Below are 14787 nucleotides of genomic sequence, written 5' to 3' on the forward strand. Positions count from 1 at the left end.
AGAGACGGGGGATCAACGTTGAAGGCCCGCACTTTTTAACCTATAATTTGCACGTGAGCAACCATGCGGTATCTCATTGACCTGCCGGATGATCTTCCCCTTGGCTTCAGGATCCCGAAGGGGGATCGGTTTCGAAAGACGAGGAATCCTCCTCCTGGTAGCGCTGATCTCGCTGCCGTTCCTGCAGGGGGCGGCCTACGAAAAGGTGGTCATCCTCGGATTCGACGGCGCCGACGCCGCCCTGGTCGAGCGCTACATGACCGAGGGAAGGCTGCCCCATCTCAAGGCGCTGCGCGACCAGGGATTCTATGCGCCGCTGCGGCCCACGAACCCGCCGCAGACTCCGGTGTCCTGGGCGACGTTCACGACGGGACTGAATCCTGGACGGACCGAGATTTTCGATTTTCTCCGTCGCACGGAGGGCACGTACCTTCCTGAATTCGCCATGATCAAGGCCGGTCGGAAACCGCTCCTGTTCGGCGACCGCAACGCGATGATACTGGGATCGATCTGTGCCGTCCTGTCCGCGGTCCTCGTGTTCTCCGCCGGGCTCCTCCTGCGCCGAAGCGCGCGTTCGGCGATCCTCGTGGGGCTGGTCGCGGGTGCCGCAGGCGGCCCCGCAGCCGCGTTCCTCTCGCTCCGCTATCTGCCGAAGGAGGTTCCCACCGCGTCCAATCCCCGCAAGGGATCCCCCTTCTGGACCGCCACGGCGGACGCCGGGTTCAAGGTGAGAGTGATCAATGTTCCCACGACCTTCCCGGCGGAGGAGCACAAGGACGAGTGGATGCTCTCCGGCCTGGGAGTCCCCGACATGCGCGGCCGCATCGGATCGCCGTCGCTCTACACGTCCGATCCGTCGCTGTCGCTGCGCGACAACCAGTTCAGCGTCGAGATCGTGCATCTGGGCGCGAAGCGGGGATCCCTCGACACCGTCATCGTCGGGCCCTTGAATCAGCCGTTCTACGACTTCGTCCTGGACGACGCGGTCCGCGGCCTCGAGGGGCAGGCCCGTTCGGCGGCTCGCGCCGACATGGAGAAACGCCTGCAGGCGCGCGGCGTGCCGCGGCGTCTCGATGTCCCCATCCATATCGAGGCCCGCGACGACCACGTCAGCATCGAGGTGGCGGGCGCCAGCCAGACGCTGCGCGTCGGGCAATGGAGCGAATGGTTCACCGCTCCGATTCATGTGAATCCCATCGTCGATCGGGTGGCGGGGCTCCGCGGGATCATCCGGTTCAAGCTCCTGTCGTTGTCTCCGGAGCTGAGGCTCTACGCCTCGCCGCTGAATTTCCATCCGGAGTGCCAGCCGGTGGCGTTCACCGGGCCGCGGTCGTTCGCGCAGGAGCTGGTGAAGGAGTTCGGTCTCTTCAAAACGCTGGGCTGGCCGATCGACACCTGGTCCCTGCCCTCCGGCCTGACCGACGAGCGGCACTTCCTCGAGGACATGGAGTTCACGGCCGCGAAGCAGCAACAGATGATGGAGCACTTCCTGGAACGAGGGGAGGACCGCCTGTACGTGCAGGTTTTCGACTTCACCGATCGGATCGGCCACATGCTCTGGCGGCTGTACGATCCCGGGCACCCTCTGTACGACGCGCGCCTGGCGGCCGAGTACGGCCAGGAGATTCCCAAGTCCTACGAGAGGATGGATCGGATCGTCGGTGAGGCGCAGAAGCGGATCGGGCCCAGGACGGCGCTCATCGTCTGCTCCGATCACGGGTTCGCTTCGTTCCGTCGCGGTGTGAATTACAACACCTGGCTCGTCAAGAACGGCTTCATGACGCTCCGGCAGGTGACCTCGACCGGGGGCAAGACGCTGGAGGATCTGTTCGACAAGGGGGAGCTCGGCGAGTTCTTCCGGTACGTGGACTGGTCACGCACCAAGGCCTATGCCATGGGACTGGGCAACATCTACATCAACCTCATGGGCCGCGAGCCGCAGGGAAGCGTCGTTCCCGGGCGCGACTACGATGACGTGCGCGCGGCGATCGGTCGCGGGCTGGAGACGCTGGTGGACCCGGAGACGGGAGAGAAGCCCGTCCTGCGCGTCTATCGGCGGGAAGAGATCTACTCGGGTTTCGACCCGCGTGTCGTGCCCGATCTGCGCGCCGCCAACACGGCTCACTACCGGATCGGCTGGCAGACCGCCCTCGGAGAGGTCCCCCCGAAGATCTTCGAGGACAACCTGAAGGCCTGGAGCGGTGATCATTGTTCGAACGATCCATCGCTCGTTCCGGGGGTCCTGTTCAGCAACGTGAGCCTGGCTCGCGGCGACCCGGGGATCGCGGACATCTACCCCACGGTTCTGTCGCTCCTGGGCGTTCCGCCTGTCGAGGGAATCGATGGACGATCGCTCCTGCGCTGAGGGCGTCCCGGCGAGGCCGGCGATGGCGGTGGCCCTGCTGATTCTGATCGCGGCGGCGGCGGGCCGGGGAGTCGAGGCGCGGGCGGCGACCCCGGAAGAGACGCTCCGCCGCGAGGCGCGCCGCCAGGAAGAGGAGTCGCGGCTGCAGAAGGTCCATCAGGATATCCAGGATCTCAAGGAGCGCCTGGAGCAGAACGAGAACGCGGCCGGTTCGGTCCTCGACGCGATCGAGGAGCTCGACCTCCGGATGGCGCTCCTGCGGCGGGAATCCGAATCGCTGCGCGGAGAGGTCCGAGCCACCTCCGAGCGCGAGCGGGTCGCGCGCCGCGAAGCGGAGACCGACGCGGAGCGGCTCCGGGAGACCGAGACCGCCCTCCGGAGCTACCTGCGCGAGACATACAAGATCGGTCCGGCCCGTTACCTGCGAGTCGTCAGCGTGGCGTCCTCGCCCGCGCAGGTGGCCGCGGGGTACAGGGCGATCGAGGCGATGAGTCTCGGCGAAGCTGACCGCGTGGCGACCTACCGCGCCGACCGCGAGCGGCTGGATGCCGCCCTCGCAGAACTGAAGACGCAGGGCGACAGACTGAGGGACCTGGAGGCCGAGCTGGAGGGGAAGACGAGCGAGCTGCGCGAGGTGCGCGGGCAGAAAGGGGACGTGCTGACAGACCTGCAGCGCGAACAGGCGTCGCAAAAGGCGCTCCTCCAGGAGCTCGTCCAGGTCGAGAGCGACGTGCGCGCCCTCCTCGATCGCCTGGAGCTTCCGGGCTCCACCGGGCCGGTGCCGTCCCTGGGCTTCGCGCGCCAGCGCGGGCAGCTGCAGTGGCCCGCCCGGGGTCGGTTCGCCGTTCCGTTCGGGAACGTTCGTCACCCCAGATTCAGCACCGAGGTCCCGCATCCCGGTGTCGACATCGCCGCGTCCCCGGGCCAGGCCGTGCGCGCCGTGTACGAAGGGCGCGTCGTCTTCAGCGACTGGTTCAAGGGGTACGGTCAGATGGTCGTGATCGATCATGGAGATTCCTACCTGTCGATCTACGGTCATGTGGACGAGCGCCTGGTCTCGGCCGGGGAGGACGTGTCGACGGGCGACCTGATCGCCCGGTCAGGTCAGAGCGGGTCGTTCGAGGAGCCCGCGCTGTATTTCGAGATCCGGCACGACGGCAAGCCCGAGGATCCGGCCCGGTGGCTGAAAGGAGCGCCCGGCGCTCTGGCCCAGCGCAGGGGACCCCCGCAGCGCGGGAGCCGGGAAACCCGCAGGACTCCCTGAGGAGTGGAGGTGAAATGAAGATCACGACCGACAGAAAGCTCATGCTGGTCCTTTCGACAGCGCTGATCCTGTTCACCATCTCCGGCGCGATGATCGGACGGGTGGTGGCCGTGGAGGGGACCTACAGCTACCTCAAGCTGTTCAACGAGGCGCTGTACCTGATCGTGCACAACTACGTCCAGCCGGTGCAGATCGACGTGCTCATGGAGGGAGCCTACCGCGGGATGCTCGAATCGCTCGACCCGGCCAACGAGTACCTGGCGCCCGCGCGGTACGAGCGAGCCTACAAGGGGGAGAGCGACGGGCCGGCGGGGGTCGGCGCCAGCCTGTCGAAGCGACGGGGCTACATCATCGTCGTCTCGGTCGCCCCGGGTTCGCCCGCCGCGGAGGGCGGCCTCCAGACAGGTGACGTCCTGGTGACGATCGACGGCAGGTCCACTCGCCAGCTCGGAGTATGGGAAGCCACGCAGGCCTTGTCCGGCAAGCCGGGGAGCAAGACGACCATCAACCTCAGCCCGGTCGATTCGGCGGGGCGCAAGACCGTGACCCTGGTCCGCAAGGTCCTGGCGCCGCCCGCGCCTTCCGGCTCCGTGGAGCCGGGGGCGATCGGAATCGTGCGAATCAGCGGTCTGCGCGAGGGGGACGCCCGGCGAGTGGACCAGGCCATCGCCTCCCTCAAGAGACGAGGCGCCACGCGCCTGCTCGTCGATCTGCGCGGCTGCTCTTCGGACGCGCTGGCCGAGGCGATCGGTACGGCGAGCCTGTTCGTCCGGGATGGCAGGATCGTGTCCGTCGCCGATCGGTACGAGGGGGACAAGTCGTTCCGCGCCGACGGGCGCCGGCAGGCCTGGGACAACCCCGTGGCCGTCCTGGTGGATCCGGGAACCGCCGGCGTCTGCGAGGTCCTGGCGGCCGCGCTGCGCGACGACCGCGACGCGCCAATCCTCGGGCAGCGCACCTGGGGCGAGGGGGCGGTGCGGAAGCTCCTGCCCCTGCAGCACGGGGACGGTGTGCTCCTGGCCACCGGCAAATACCTGTCCCCAGCGGGCAAGGAATGGCACGGTCAGGGACTCCAGCCGGACGTGCCGATCGACGGTCGGCTGACGGATTCCGGTGACCCCCAGCAGAAGAAGGCGGTCGATTATCTGCGTGGACAGGCCCTCTCCACGGAGCGCAAGGCCGCCTGAACCGGCAATTTTCGCCCAGGGTCCCCCCAAGCGCCCCACGCGTCTGTCCGTTCTGGACGATCCCCGGAGGGGGTCCTATATTGAGAAAACGCGGGCCCGCGGCCTGTTCGGGAGAGCGTGCGGTGCGGGCGGCGTCTCCTGCGCTGGGGAGCGAGGCAAGTTGATGGGCATGCCGAAGACGATTGGGCGCTACGAGATCCTCGAGGAGGTCGGGCGGGGATCCATGGGGGTGGTCTACAAGGCCCGCGACCCCAGGATCGGCCGCGTGGTGGCCCTCAAGACGATCGCCTTCTCCTTCCCGCTCGGCCCGGGGGAGGAGGAGGAATTCCTGCAGCGTTTCTACCACGAGGCCCAGGTCGCCGGGCGCCTCAACCACCCGAACATCGTCACGATCTACGACGTCGGCGAGAAGGGGGACGGCGGCGACGCCTACATCGCGATGGAATTCATGACGGGCACGAACCTGCACGAGCTCCTGTCCGGCGGCGGACGTCTGCCGCTGGCCCAGGCGGCCGACGTTTTGGAGAAGCTGGCCCAGGCCCTCGATTACGCCCACGATAACGGCGTCATCCACCGGGACATCAAGCCGGCGAACATTCTTCTGACGGATAGCGGGCAGCCGAAGATCCTCGACTTCGGCATCGCGCGCCTGGCTGCGGGCGGTCTGACACGGCCTGGGAAGTTCTTCGGCACGCCGAACTACATGTCTCCCGAGCAGGTGACCGGGAGCAACGTGGACGGCCGAACCGACCAGTTCTCCCTCGGGGTCATTCTCTATCAGCTCCTCACGGGCGAGAAGCCGTTCGTAGGCGACAGCGTCACCGCTATCTCGTATCAGGTGGTCAACGTTGAACCGCCCCCGCCCACCAAGCTCAACCCCGCCCTGCGTCCCCCGTTCGACCGGATCGTCCGGAAGGTGCTCTCCAAGAACGCTTCCGATCGATACCCTCGCTGCGCCGACCTCTCGAACGATCTGAAAACCGCCGTCGGCGAGTGGCGGGAGTCGGCGGAGAAATCGACACCACCGACTCTGGTCTCACGCGAGGAGTCTGCATCGGCGGCCGCAGAGACGGGCGAAGGGGGGAAGCGCGGTGTCACTTTTCTGGCCCCGCGGTTCGCGCGGATCCTGGCGGGACACGGCTCACCCCTCGGAGTCGGGTGGATTGCGTTCCTGGTCTGCCTGGTTCTCCTGGCCGCGGCCCCTTTCCTCCTGTACCGTTCTCCGGCCCGACGCTCGGGCGGGCCGCAGCCGCTGGGTCTTCTGACGAGTCCCTCCGGCGCGCGGACTGGCGCAGACCCCGCCCTGTCGGGGATCGGGGTTGCCCCGTCGCAGGAGGCGCCCGATCCGGCCCAGGCCGGCCGCCTCCGGGTGACCCTGTCCCACCGCTTCAATTCCGGGCGCATCGAGGTCCGAATCGACGGCGCAAAGACCCTCGAGGACAGACTCAGGGGGACCGGCAGCAAGACGCGATTCGTCCGAACCCTGTCGGTGCCGGCGGGCAGCCACCGCGTCGAGGTGCGGGTCACGAGCGGCCATACGTTCGACGGAATCGAGGGGATACAGGGGGAGTTCCGTCCCCGGGAGCAGAAGGAGTTGACGGTATCCGTGAGTCCGATCAGCAGGAGGCTCAAGTTGCGCTTCGAGGAGCCGGAAACGGCGGAGCACAAGTGAATCGCGCGGATCGGGCTGTTCGGATCACGCTGCTCCTGGCGCTCTGGGGGGCCGCCGGTGGCGCTCTGTCGGCCGCCGAGGGTCTGGTCGGGAAGGACCCGGCGCGTCCCGACGCGTACTATCATTATTCGCTGGCGCAGCAGCTCATCATGGCGCGCGACTATCTGCACGCGCTCGAGCAGATGGAGCACGCGGTGGCCAGCGACTCCTCGCCGTCGCTCCTGCTGGAGCTCGCCCAGCTGCGGTATTCGCTGAACGACCTCGCCGGCGCCACCGATCTCGCCGAGAAGGTGGCCGCCGCGAACCCCGACCTCGGGGAAGCCCACCGCCTCCTGGGGGACATCCATCTCAGCCGCGCCCGGGACGGCGGCGACTCCGACACCCAGGTGACGCAGGCGATCGAGCAGTACCACAGCGCCCTGCAGGCGGACCCGGCCGACCAGGACACCTGCCGGGCCCTCGCCGAGCTCTACTACCACACGGGCCGGCTGAAGGAGGCGGGCGAGACGCTCTCGGAGTACGCGCGGAAGCGGCCGCTGGACGGCCAGATGTCGCTCCTCCTCGGGAAGGTCTACGCGCGCACCGGACGCCTGGCGGACTCGGAGGTCCTGCTGCGCCAGACCGTCGCGCGCGACCCGGGGAACCTCGAGGCCGCCGACGCCCTGGCCTCCCTTCTTGAGTTCGAGAAGAAATACGACGAAGCGATCGCGATTTACCGGGCCGCGTCGGAGGGGAATATCGATTCGGCCTACGTCCGCACGCGCCTCGGCACGCTGCAGCTGCTGGCGGGGCGCTATCAGGAGGCGATCCGCGAGCTTCAGAGAGCGCAGACGCTCGATCCCGCGGACAGCCGCTCGCTCCTGCCCCTGGCCCAGGCCTGCGAAGCCGCGGAGGACTTCAAGGGCGCCCTCGAAACCTATGAACGGCTGATCCAGAAGGAGCCGGCGAATCTCGAGGCGCGGTTCCACAGGGCACGTCTCCAGCACAAGGAGGGGGATGCGGCCGGGGCCCTCAAGGGGTATCAGGACATCATCGATCTCGCCACCGGTCGCGGTGCGGTGACCGACCGCGAGGCCGCGATCCTGGCGCTGGTCTACTCGCAGATCGGGATCCTGCACATGGACGGACGCGAGTACGCCGCGGCCGTGGAAGCGTTCACCCAGGCGCTCAATGCGGCGGACGAGCCGGGGCCGGAGCTGTTCCTGCTCCTCGGCCGCGCCGAGCTCGAGGCCGGCAGCCCCGCGGAGGCGCGCCGTGTCTCGGCGGAAGCGAGGAAACGATTCCCCGCCGACCTCGACGTCAAGGTGTTCCAGGGCGAGATCCTGATCGCATCGGGAGACGAAGGCGGAGCGCGTGACTATTACAGGGGAGTCCTGCGGGACGCCTCGGGCTCTTCCGAGGCGTACGGGCGCGTCTCGGAGGCCCTGCTGCGCCGGAAGCGGTATACCCTGGCGGATCTGTTCCTCAAGGAGGGCACGCGCAAGCATCCGGAGGACGATGGCCTGCTGTTCGCGCGGGGCGCCGCCCTGGAGCGTGTAGGGCGCGCGGCCGAAGCGGAGCGTCTCCTGTCCCGCGCCATTGCCATCAATCCAAAGAACGCGATGGCCCTCAACTACCTCGGCTACATGCTGGCCGACCGCGGCGTCAAGCTGAAGGAGGCCCTGGCCTACGTGCAGCGGGCGCTGGCGCTGGAACCCAACAACGCCGCCTACCTCGACACTCTGGGCTGGGCCCAGTTCAGGCTGGCGCTCTACGCCGACGCCGAAAAGAGCCTGCGCGCCGCCCTCGCCTCCGACGGGAGCGATCCCACGATCCGCGAGCACCTCGGGGATCTCCTGATCGCCACGGGACGCGAGGAGGAAGCGTTGCGCGAATGGCAGGCCGCGCTGCAGCGCGGTCACGAGGAGCCCGAGAGGGTGCGGCAGAAAATCCTGAAAGCCCAGGGCGGCCGCCCCGTGACGCCGTGATCGACAGGCCGGGGCCGCGGAAGGGGAGAGTCTCGGCGTGGCGGGGGCCCGTCGCGTGCCTCGCCCTTCTTGCCAGCGCCTGCGCCGGCGCACATCTGCCCGACACTCAGCCGCCGTCATCTCCCGCGGGCGCGCGGGGGTATCGGGCGCTGTTCCGCGGGGAGGCGGAGGGTCCCGGCGGCAAGGGTCGTTTTCGCGTGGCCGTCGCCATCCTTCCGCCGGATCGTATTCGTCTCGAGTTCTTCGGTCCCGTAGGCGGCCCGCGGGTGATCCTCGCGGCATCGTCCGACCAGACCGTCGCACTCCTGCCCTCCGCCCGCGCCTACGAGAGAACGCAGTCGTCGGCGGAGGCGATCGACAGGATCCTGGGGATGCCCGTGGACGTGCCTGGGCTGGTCGCGCTACTGACGGGACGTCCGATGTGCGCGCAGGAATCGATGCGCGTCGAGGTCATGACCCGCCCGGCGGCGACCTTCGGCCGCACGCTGTCGTGGTACCAGGTCAGCTGCCCACCCGCGGACGTCCGCTATCAGGCACGCTGCGAGGATCGCGGCGGAACGCTGTTGTCGGCGACCGTGAGCGAGGGGATCACCGGTGCTATCATCCTCGAGGCGGAGTATGGCGACTATGAAAAGGGGCTGGGACCGCGCTGGCCCCGGCAGGTGAAGCTGCGGCTCCTCAAGAAGGACGCGACCGTCCATCTCGCCGCCGTGGAGGGCCCGTGGGCCAGCGACGTGCCCGAGTCGATCTTCACACCGGACGTTCCCGAGGGCTTCGAGAGCAGACCACTCACCCTGTTTCCATCCGGTCCGGGTCTCCCGGGGGGAGAGGCCGGCCTGACGCGCTGATCCGGCTGAAGGCACACGCCAAGATCAACCTCTCCCTCAAGATTGTCGGCAGGCGGCCCGACGGCCTGCACGATATCGAGACGATCGTGCAGACGATCAGCCTGCACGACACCCTCACGCTCGAGTCCCGGGACGAGGGGCTCTCCCTGCAGGTGGACGATTCCGCGATTCCCAGCGGGCCGGACAACCTGGCCTGGCGGGCAGCAGCCGCCCTGCCCGCGCCTCGCCGGGCGCCGCGCGGGGCGCATCTCAGGATCCAGAAGGGGATTCCCGCGGGGGCCGGGCTGGGCGGTGGCAGCAGCGACGCCGCCGCCACTCTGATCGGACTGCGCTCGCTGTGGGGCCTGGATCTGCCCGAACGGGAGCTGGAGACCATCGCCGCGACTCTGGGGGCCGATGTGCCGTTCTTCCTGCACGGCGGCACGGCCCTGCTGACGGGGACGGGGACGGTCGTCGACCCCCTGGAGGACGCTCTCGGGTACCAGATCCTGCTCGCCTTTCCGGGGGTGCCTCTCGCGACGCGGGAGGTCTACGCCCTGGCCTCGGCGTCGTTGACATCTAGCTTGAAAATCAGTAGCATGGCACGCTTCAGACACACCCTGCAGGGCGGCCTCCCGAGGGAGGTCGAGATGTGGGTGCGCGCGGGCAACGACCTGGAACCGTTTGCGCGCTCCCTCTGTCCTCCCATCGCGGAGATCCTGGACCGCCTGCGGACAGCGGGGGCAACGGCCGCTTCCATGACCGGAAGCGGGTCGGCCGTTTTCGGCATTTTCAGGGACACGGCCGCTCTGGGACGAGCTCTCGCGTCGGTGGGGGCCTCGGGCCATGCCGCTGTTCGGTGTGTGCCCGTCGGACGGATGGAGTACCGGAGACACGCGGGTTTGCTATAGCACTCGGGACAGCGAAGAGAGGCGCCGGGCATGGAAATCACGGAGGTCCGGGTCTTTCCAGTCGGCGAAGACAAGCTGAAGGCCTTCGTCTCCATCATCATTGACGACTGCTTCGTGGTCAGCGACATCAAGATCATCAACGGGAACAACGGGCTGTTCATCTCGATGCCCAGCAAGAAGCGGAAAAACGGAACGTTTCGGGACATCGCCCACCCGCTGAACAACGACACGCGCAGGAAGATCGAGGAGAAGGTGCTGGCCAGGTACAAGGAAGTCCTCGCACGCGGCGGTGCCGCAGCCGATCGCGCGGCCGGCGACGAAGACGATCGTTCCGACGGTCCGGCGGGCCTCGAGCCATCCTCCACCCCCCACCCGGACGATCCCACACCTGCGTAACACCGGACCGGATCAGGAGCCGATCGTTGGGGCGTCGTCAAGTGGTAAGACACTGGACTTTGGATCCAGGACCGGAGGTTCGAATCCTCCCGCCCCAACCACGGGGCGCAAGCGGGTCCGCAGGAGAGGACACGAAGAGATGAGCCCGGCCGACATGAACGGCCTGACGGTGTTCACGGGCAGCGCCCACCCGGTGCTGGCCAAGGAGATCTGTTCTTTCCTCGGGATCCCCCTGGGACGCACCGAATGCCGGCGTTTCGCGGACGGCGAGGCGTACTGCCAGATTCTGGAGAACGTGCGCGGCGCAGACGTCTTCGTCATCCAGCCGACCTGCCCGCCGGCCGACGCGAACCTGATGGAACTCCTCGTCATGCTGGATGCCTTCAAGAGATCCTCGGCGGCCCGCATCACCGCGGTGCTGCCCTACTACGGTTACGCGCGGCAGGACCGCAAGGACAAACCGCGGGTCCCGATCTCGGCGAAGCTGGTCGCGGATCTCCTGACGGCCGCGGGGGCCGATCGCATCCTGGCGATGGATCTGCACGCGCCGGCCATCCAGGGATTCTTCAACATTCCCGTGGACCACCTGTTCGCGGCGCCGGTGATGATCGACCATGTGGCCGCGCTGGGCCTGAAGAACCTGGTCATCGTTTCACCCGACGCGGGCGGTGTCGAGCGGGCGCGCGCGTACGCCAAGCGACTGGATGCATCGCTCGCCATCATCGACAAGCGGCGGGGCGAGGGGAACGAGCCGAAGGTCATGCACGTCATCGGCGAAGTCGACGGTCGCACCTGTCTGATCGTCGACGACATCGTCGATACGGCCGGGACGCTCGCCGGCACCGTGCAAGCCCTGACGCGCAAGGGCGCGAAGGGGATCTACGGCTGCTTCACGCACGCCGTGCTGTCGGGTCCGGCGGTCGATCGCATCCGCGCCTCCGAGATGATGCAGACGGTCGTGACCAACACCATTCCGATCGACGAGGAGAAGCGTCGTGCCGGGCGCATCACGGTGCTCTCGGTGGCCGGACTCCTGGGTGAGGCGATCAAGAGGATTCACACGAACTCGTCGGTGAGCTCGCTGTTCGTGTAGCGGGCGCCGGCTCACGGGCCGCGGGATCTTCCGGAACGCCGGGAGGTTCCGTTTTTTGAGCCGCAGGGACGGCGCGCGCCGCTCCCGGGCGCTGAAGGATACGCGCGATGAAGGAAATCGTGGTCGACGTGAAGAGCCGGGAGACGCTGGGGAAAAACCCGTCCCGCCGCCTGAGGCACGAGGGTCTGATCCCGGCGATCGTTTACGGCGCGAAGAAGGATGCGGTCCCGGTGGTCGTGGATCCGAAGAAGATCCTGGAGATCATCCGCTCTGAATCCGGGGTCAATACGATTTTCCAGCTCGGCCTGGTCGACACGGAAGCCCGGCGACACGTCATGATCAAGGAATATCAGGTCGACCCGGTCCGGGGGAACCTGATTCATGCCGATTTTGTGCGCATCCAGATGGATGAAGTGATCGAGGTGGACGTTCCCGTACAGGCGACGGGCGAGGCGGCGGGCGTCAAGCTCGACGGCGGCATTCTCGACCATGTGACGCGCCAGGTGCGGGTCTCCTGCCTCCCCGGCGACATCCCGGAGCACATCGTGATCGATGTCACACCGCTCAAGATCGGCGACGCGCTGCGCGTCTCCGATCTCCCCAAGAGCGACAAGTATCGCATCCTGAGCGAGGCCGACGTGACGCTCGTCGTGGTCACCCCGCCCGCCAAGGAGGAGGTCGCGGCACCGGCCGCCGAGGCCGCGCCGGCCGCCCCCGCGGAGCCCGAGGTCATCAAGAAGGGCAAGGCCGTGGACGAGGAGGCGGGAGAGGCGACCGAAGCCGACGAGACGAAGAAGAAGGAAGCCAAGAAGCCGGAAGGCAGGGAAGGGAAGAAGTAGAGCGGGAAGGACGGCGGGCGTTGAAGGTTGTCGTGGGTCTGGGCAACCCGGGCGAGGAGTACGAGACGACCCGCCACAACATCGGCTACAAGGTGGCCGAGGAGATTCTGGCGCGCCGCGGCCACCCTTACGAGGAGCGCCGGGCGCGGTCGCTGGTGAGCCGGGCGAGGATCGACGGGGCCGCGGTGCTCGTGGCGCGCCCCTTGACCTACATGAACCGAAGCGGCGCCGCGGTGGCGGCGCTCCTGGTCCTCGCGGAGGCGGGGCCGGAGGAGTTGTTGGTGGTCTGCGACGATCTGCATCTCGAGTTCGGAACGATCAGGCTGCGTCCGCGCGGCACTCACGGAGGCCACAAGGGTCTCCTGTCGATCATCGAGACGCTCGGAACCCAGGAGTTCTCCCGCCTGCGCGTGGGCGTCGGTCCCGCGGACCCCGCCTCGGCGCACGCCGACTTCGTCCTGGCGCCGTTCCGTCGCGCTGAGCGCGCGCGAATTCCCGATCTGGTGCGGCTCGCGGCGGACTGCGCCGAGACGGCCGTCCTCCTGGGCGTGACGGCCGCCATGAACCGCTTCAATGCACCGCCGCGCTCGGGCGCGGCGGAAGGTCCAGTCTAGAAAGAGAGGGTCCACGCAATGCTACAATACGAGACGGTGTTCATCGCCGACCCGACCTATACGGACGAGGAAGTCGATGAGCTCATCAAGGGATACGAGCAGGTCGTGACGGCCGCCGGAGGCAAGTCCGTGAAGATTGAGAAGTGGGGCAAGCGCCGGCTCGCCTACTCGATCAGGCACCACGAGGAGGGAATCTACGTCCTGATGACCCTCGAGTGCCCCGCGACGCTGGTCAAGGAGCTCGATCGACGGTTCCGCATGAACGACAGGATTCTCCGCCACATGGCGGTGCGGGTGGAAAGCGAGCTTCAGCTCGGTCCTTCCCCGATGATGAGGCCGCGGCCGGAGCGCGACGAGCAGCTTCTCGAGCCGCCCATGATGCCCTGAGCGGGGCACAGGAGAGACGATGAGGGAATCGAGAGAATCGGGCGGACGAGGGCAGGATCGCGGACGCAAGAAGCAGTACAAGAAGAAGTTCCTGTTCCGGAAGAAGAAGTTCTGCAAATTCTGCGACGAGAAGATCAAGTTCATCGATTACAAGGACGTCCGGCTCCTCCAGGCCTTCACGCCGGAGCGCGCCAAGATCTTCCCTCGGAGGATCGCGGGAACGTGCTCCAAGCATCAGCGCAAGCTGATGCAGGCCATCAAGAGAGCGCGCATCCTGGCCCTGATTCCGTTCACCTCGGATTGAGAGGCGCCGCCTGAAGGCCTGCCGGAGGAACGCATGCAGATTGTCCTGAAGGAAGACATCGACAAGCTGGGCCGCCGCGGCGAGATCGTCAAGGTCGCCGATGGCTACGCCCGGAACTATCTCCTGCCTCTCGGAAAGGCCCTGCCGGCCACGGCGGGGAACCTGAAGGTCATCGAGAGGGAGAAGCGGCGGTACGTCGTCCGGCTCACGAAGGAGAAGGAGGAGAACCAGGCGCTGGCGGGCAGGATCCAGGCGCTGTCGCTGACTCTCGTGCGCAAGGTGGGGGAGAGCGACGTGCTGTACGGATCGGTGACGTCCGGTGATGTCGCGGAGTCGCTGTCGAAGGAAGGGATCGTCGTCGACAAGAGGCGCATCCAGCTTCCGGAACCGATCAAGAGCCTGGGGATCTATACGATTCCGATCCGGTTGCATCCCGAGGTGACCGCCGAGGTGAAGGTGTGGGTGGTCAAGGAGTAGCCGCGTGAGCGAGACGATGGTGGAGCAGGCCGCGCCCAGGGCGCGTTCCGCTGCGGGGTCGTTCGTGGCCTGCGCGCTCGCATGGCTCGTTCCCGGTCTCGGCCATCTCTACCTGGGGAAGAAGGGACGCGCCGCGGTATTCTTCCTCGTGGTGGCGGCCACGTTCGGCCTCGGGATCGCGTCGGACGGGGCGGCGTCGCTCATCGAGGAGCGGCAGCCCCTCACGTTCCTGGCCACCTTCGACAACGTGGCCGTGGGTCCGTTCGATCTCGTCGGCCGCTACCTGACCTACGGCACGATCGTCTACGCCCTGCCCGGCGAGGAGGGAGACCCCCGGCGCACCCGGCTCGTGGACCGCCAGCGCGCGCGCGTGCGCAGCGTGACCTACGAGTACGGCAACACCTTCCTCCTCACCGCGGGACTGATGAACCTCCTCCTGATCCTGGACGCGTTCGACATCGCGACCGGACGGAAAGAGTGACGG

Annotated in this window: 15 protein-coding genes and 1 tRNA gene; all 16 read left to right on the forward strand. The window is 67.4% G+C overall.

Going from position 1 to position 14787, the window contains the following annotated elements:
- Window positions 1-100 precede the first annotated feature (100 nt).
- The 16 genes from VEW47_13610 (at window position 101) to VEW47_13685 (ending at window position 14784) form a co-directional block, all read left to right on the forward strand.
- Entirely contained in the window at window positions 101-2365 is a 2265-nt protein-coding gene (locus VEW47_13610) for an alkaline phosphatase family protein (GenBank protein ID HYS06219.1), read from the forward strand.
- Window positions 2366-2387: 22 nt separating this feature from the next.
- Window positions 2388-3629 (forward strand): peptidoglycan DD-metalloendopeptidase family protein, encoded by a 1242-nt coding sequence (locus VEW47_13615; protein ID HYS06220.1) that lies wholly within the window; start codon window positions 2388-2390, stop codon window positions 3627-3629.
- 14 nt (window positions 3630-3643) lie between these two features.
- Window positions 3644-4816 carry a S41 family peptidase gene (locus tag VEW47_13620; protein ID HYS06221.1) on the forward strand — a complete coding sequence of 391 codons (1173 nt, stop codon included), beginning with the start codon at window positions 3644-3646 and terminating at the stop codon, window positions 4814-4816.
- A gap of 169 nt (window positions 4817-4985) precedes the next feature.
- Complete coding sequence (locus tag VEW47_13625; protein ID HYS06222.1) at window positions 4986-6488, forward strand: serine/threonine-protein kinase; 1503 nt, start codon at window positions 4986-4988, stop codon at window positions 6486-6488.
- Window positions 6485-8455, forward strand: coding sequence for a tetratricopeptide repeat protein (locus VEW47_13630; protein ID HYS06223.1), 1971 nt, complete (start codon window positions 6485-6487; stop codon window positions 8453-8455). The genes VEW47_13625 and VEW47_13630 overlap by 4 nt, the downstream gene beginning before the upstream one ends.
- Window positions 8456-8652: 197 nt before the next feature.
- The gene (locus tag VEW47_13635) at window positions 8653-9303 is read left to right on the forward strand and encodes a hypothetical protein (GenBank protein HYS06224.1); all 651 of its coding nucleotides are present in this window, start codon (window positions 8653-8655) and stop codon (window positions 9301-9303) included.
- Between the two features lie 5 nt (window positions 9304-9308).
- Window positions 9309-10193, forward strand: a complete 885-nt coding sequence (gene ispE / locus VEW47_13640; protein ID HYS06225.1) for a 4-(cytidine 5'-diphospho)-2-C-methyl-D-erythritol kinase — start codon at window positions 9309-9311, stop codon at window positions 10191-10193.
- A 30-nt stretch (window positions 10194-10223) separates the two neighbouring features.
- Entirely contained in the window at window positions 10224-10589 is a 366-nt protein-coding gene (gene spoVG / locus VEW47_13645; protein ID HYS06226.1) for a septation regulator SpoVG, read from the forward strand.
- Between the two features lie 27 nt (window positions 10590-10616).
- Window positions 10617-10690 (forward strand) — tRNA-Gln (locus VEW47_13650).
- 38 nt (window positions 10691-10728) lie between these two features.
- Window positions 10729-11682: a ribose-phosphate pyrophosphokinase gene (locus tag VEW47_13655; GenBank protein ID HYS06227.1), complete on the forward strand. Its 954-nt coding sequence runs from the start codon at window positions 10729-10731 to the stop codon at window positions 11680-11682.
- 107 nt (window positions 11683-11789) lie between these two features.
- Window positions 11790-12521 carry a 50S ribosomal protein L25 gene (locus VEW47_13660; GenBank protein HYS06228.1) on the forward strand — a complete coding sequence of 244 codons (732 nt, stop codon included), beginning with the start codon at window positions 11790-11792 and terminating at the stop codon, window positions 12519-12521.
- Window positions 12522-12541: 20 nt separating this feature from the next.
- Window positions 12542-13135 (forward strand): aminoacyl-tRNA hydrolase, encoded by a 594-nt coding sequence (pth, locus tag VEW47_13665; protein ID HYS06229.1) that lies wholly within the window; start codon window positions 12542-12544, stop codon window positions 13133-13135.
- 18 nt (window positions 13136-13153) lie between these two features.
- Window positions 13154-13522 (forward strand): 30S ribosomal protein S6, encoded by a 369-nt coding sequence (gene rpsF, locus VEW47_13670; GenBank protein ID HYS06230.1) that lies wholly within the window; start codon window positions 13154-13156, stop codon window positions 13520-13522.
- Window positions 13523-13541: 19 nt separating this feature from the next.
- Window positions 13542-13826, forward strand: coding sequence for a 30S ribosomal protein S18 (gene rpsR / locus VEW47_13675; GenBank protein ID HYS06231.1), 285 nt, complete (start codon window positions 13542-13544; stop codon window positions 13824-13826).
- Between the two features lie 33 nt (window positions 13827-13859).
- A complete protein-coding gene (gene rplI / locus VEW47_13680) occupies window positions 13860-14303 on the forward strand; it encodes a 50S ribosomal protein L9 (GenBank protein ID HYS06232.1) in 444 nt (147 codons plus the stop codon).
- Window positions 14304-14307: 4 nt separating this feature from the next.
- Window positions 14308-14784: a DUF6677 family protein gene (locus VEW47_13685; protein HYS06233.1), complete on the forward strand. Its 477-nt coding sequence runs from the start codon at window positions 14308-14310 to the stop codon at window positions 14782-14784.
- Window positions 14785-14787 lie beyond the last annotated feature (3 nt).

Source organism: Candidatus Dormiibacterota bacterium, from assembly GCA_035635555.1.
Lineage (GTDB): Bacteria > Acidobacteriota > Polarisedimenticolia > Gp22-AA2 > Gp22-AA2 > Gp22-AA3.

Bases quoted from the DNA above. Each gene is read 5' to 3' on its own strand.
- VEW47_13615 (HYS06220.1), top strand. From the start codon at position 2,388: ATGGCGGTGGCCCTGCTGATTCTGATCGCGGCGGCGGCGGGCCGGGGA.
- VEW47_13620 (HYS06221.1), top strand. From the start codon at position 3,644: ATGAAGATCACGACCGACAGAAAGCTCATGCTGGTCCTTTCGACAGCG.
- VEW47_13625 (HYS06222.1), top strand. From the start codon at position 4,986: ATGCCGAAGACGATTGGGCGCTACGAGATCCTCGAGGAGGTCGGGCGG.
- spoVG (HYS06226.1), top strand. From the start codon at position 10,224: ATGGAAATCACGGAGGTCCGGGTCTTTCCAGTCGGCGAAGACAAGCTG.
- VEW47_13655 (HYS06227.1), top strand. From the start codon at position 10,729: ATGAGCCCGGCCGACATGAACGGCCTGACGGTGTTCACGGGCAGCGCC.
- VEW47_13660 (HYS06228.1), top strand. From the start codon at position 11,790: ATGAAGGAAATCGTGGTCGACGTGAAGAGCCGGGAGACGCTGGGGAAA.
- rpsF (HYS06230.1), top strand. From the start codon at position 13,154: ATGCTACAATACGAGACGGTGTTCATCGCCGACCCGACCTATACGGAC.
- rpsR (HYS06231.1), top strand. From the start codon at position 13,542: ATGAGGGAATCGAGAGAATCGGGCGGACGAGGGCAGGATCGCGGACGC.
- rplI (HYS06232.1), top strand. From the start codon at position 13,860: ATGCAGATTGTCCTGAAGGAAGACATCGACAAGCTGGGCCGCCGCGGC.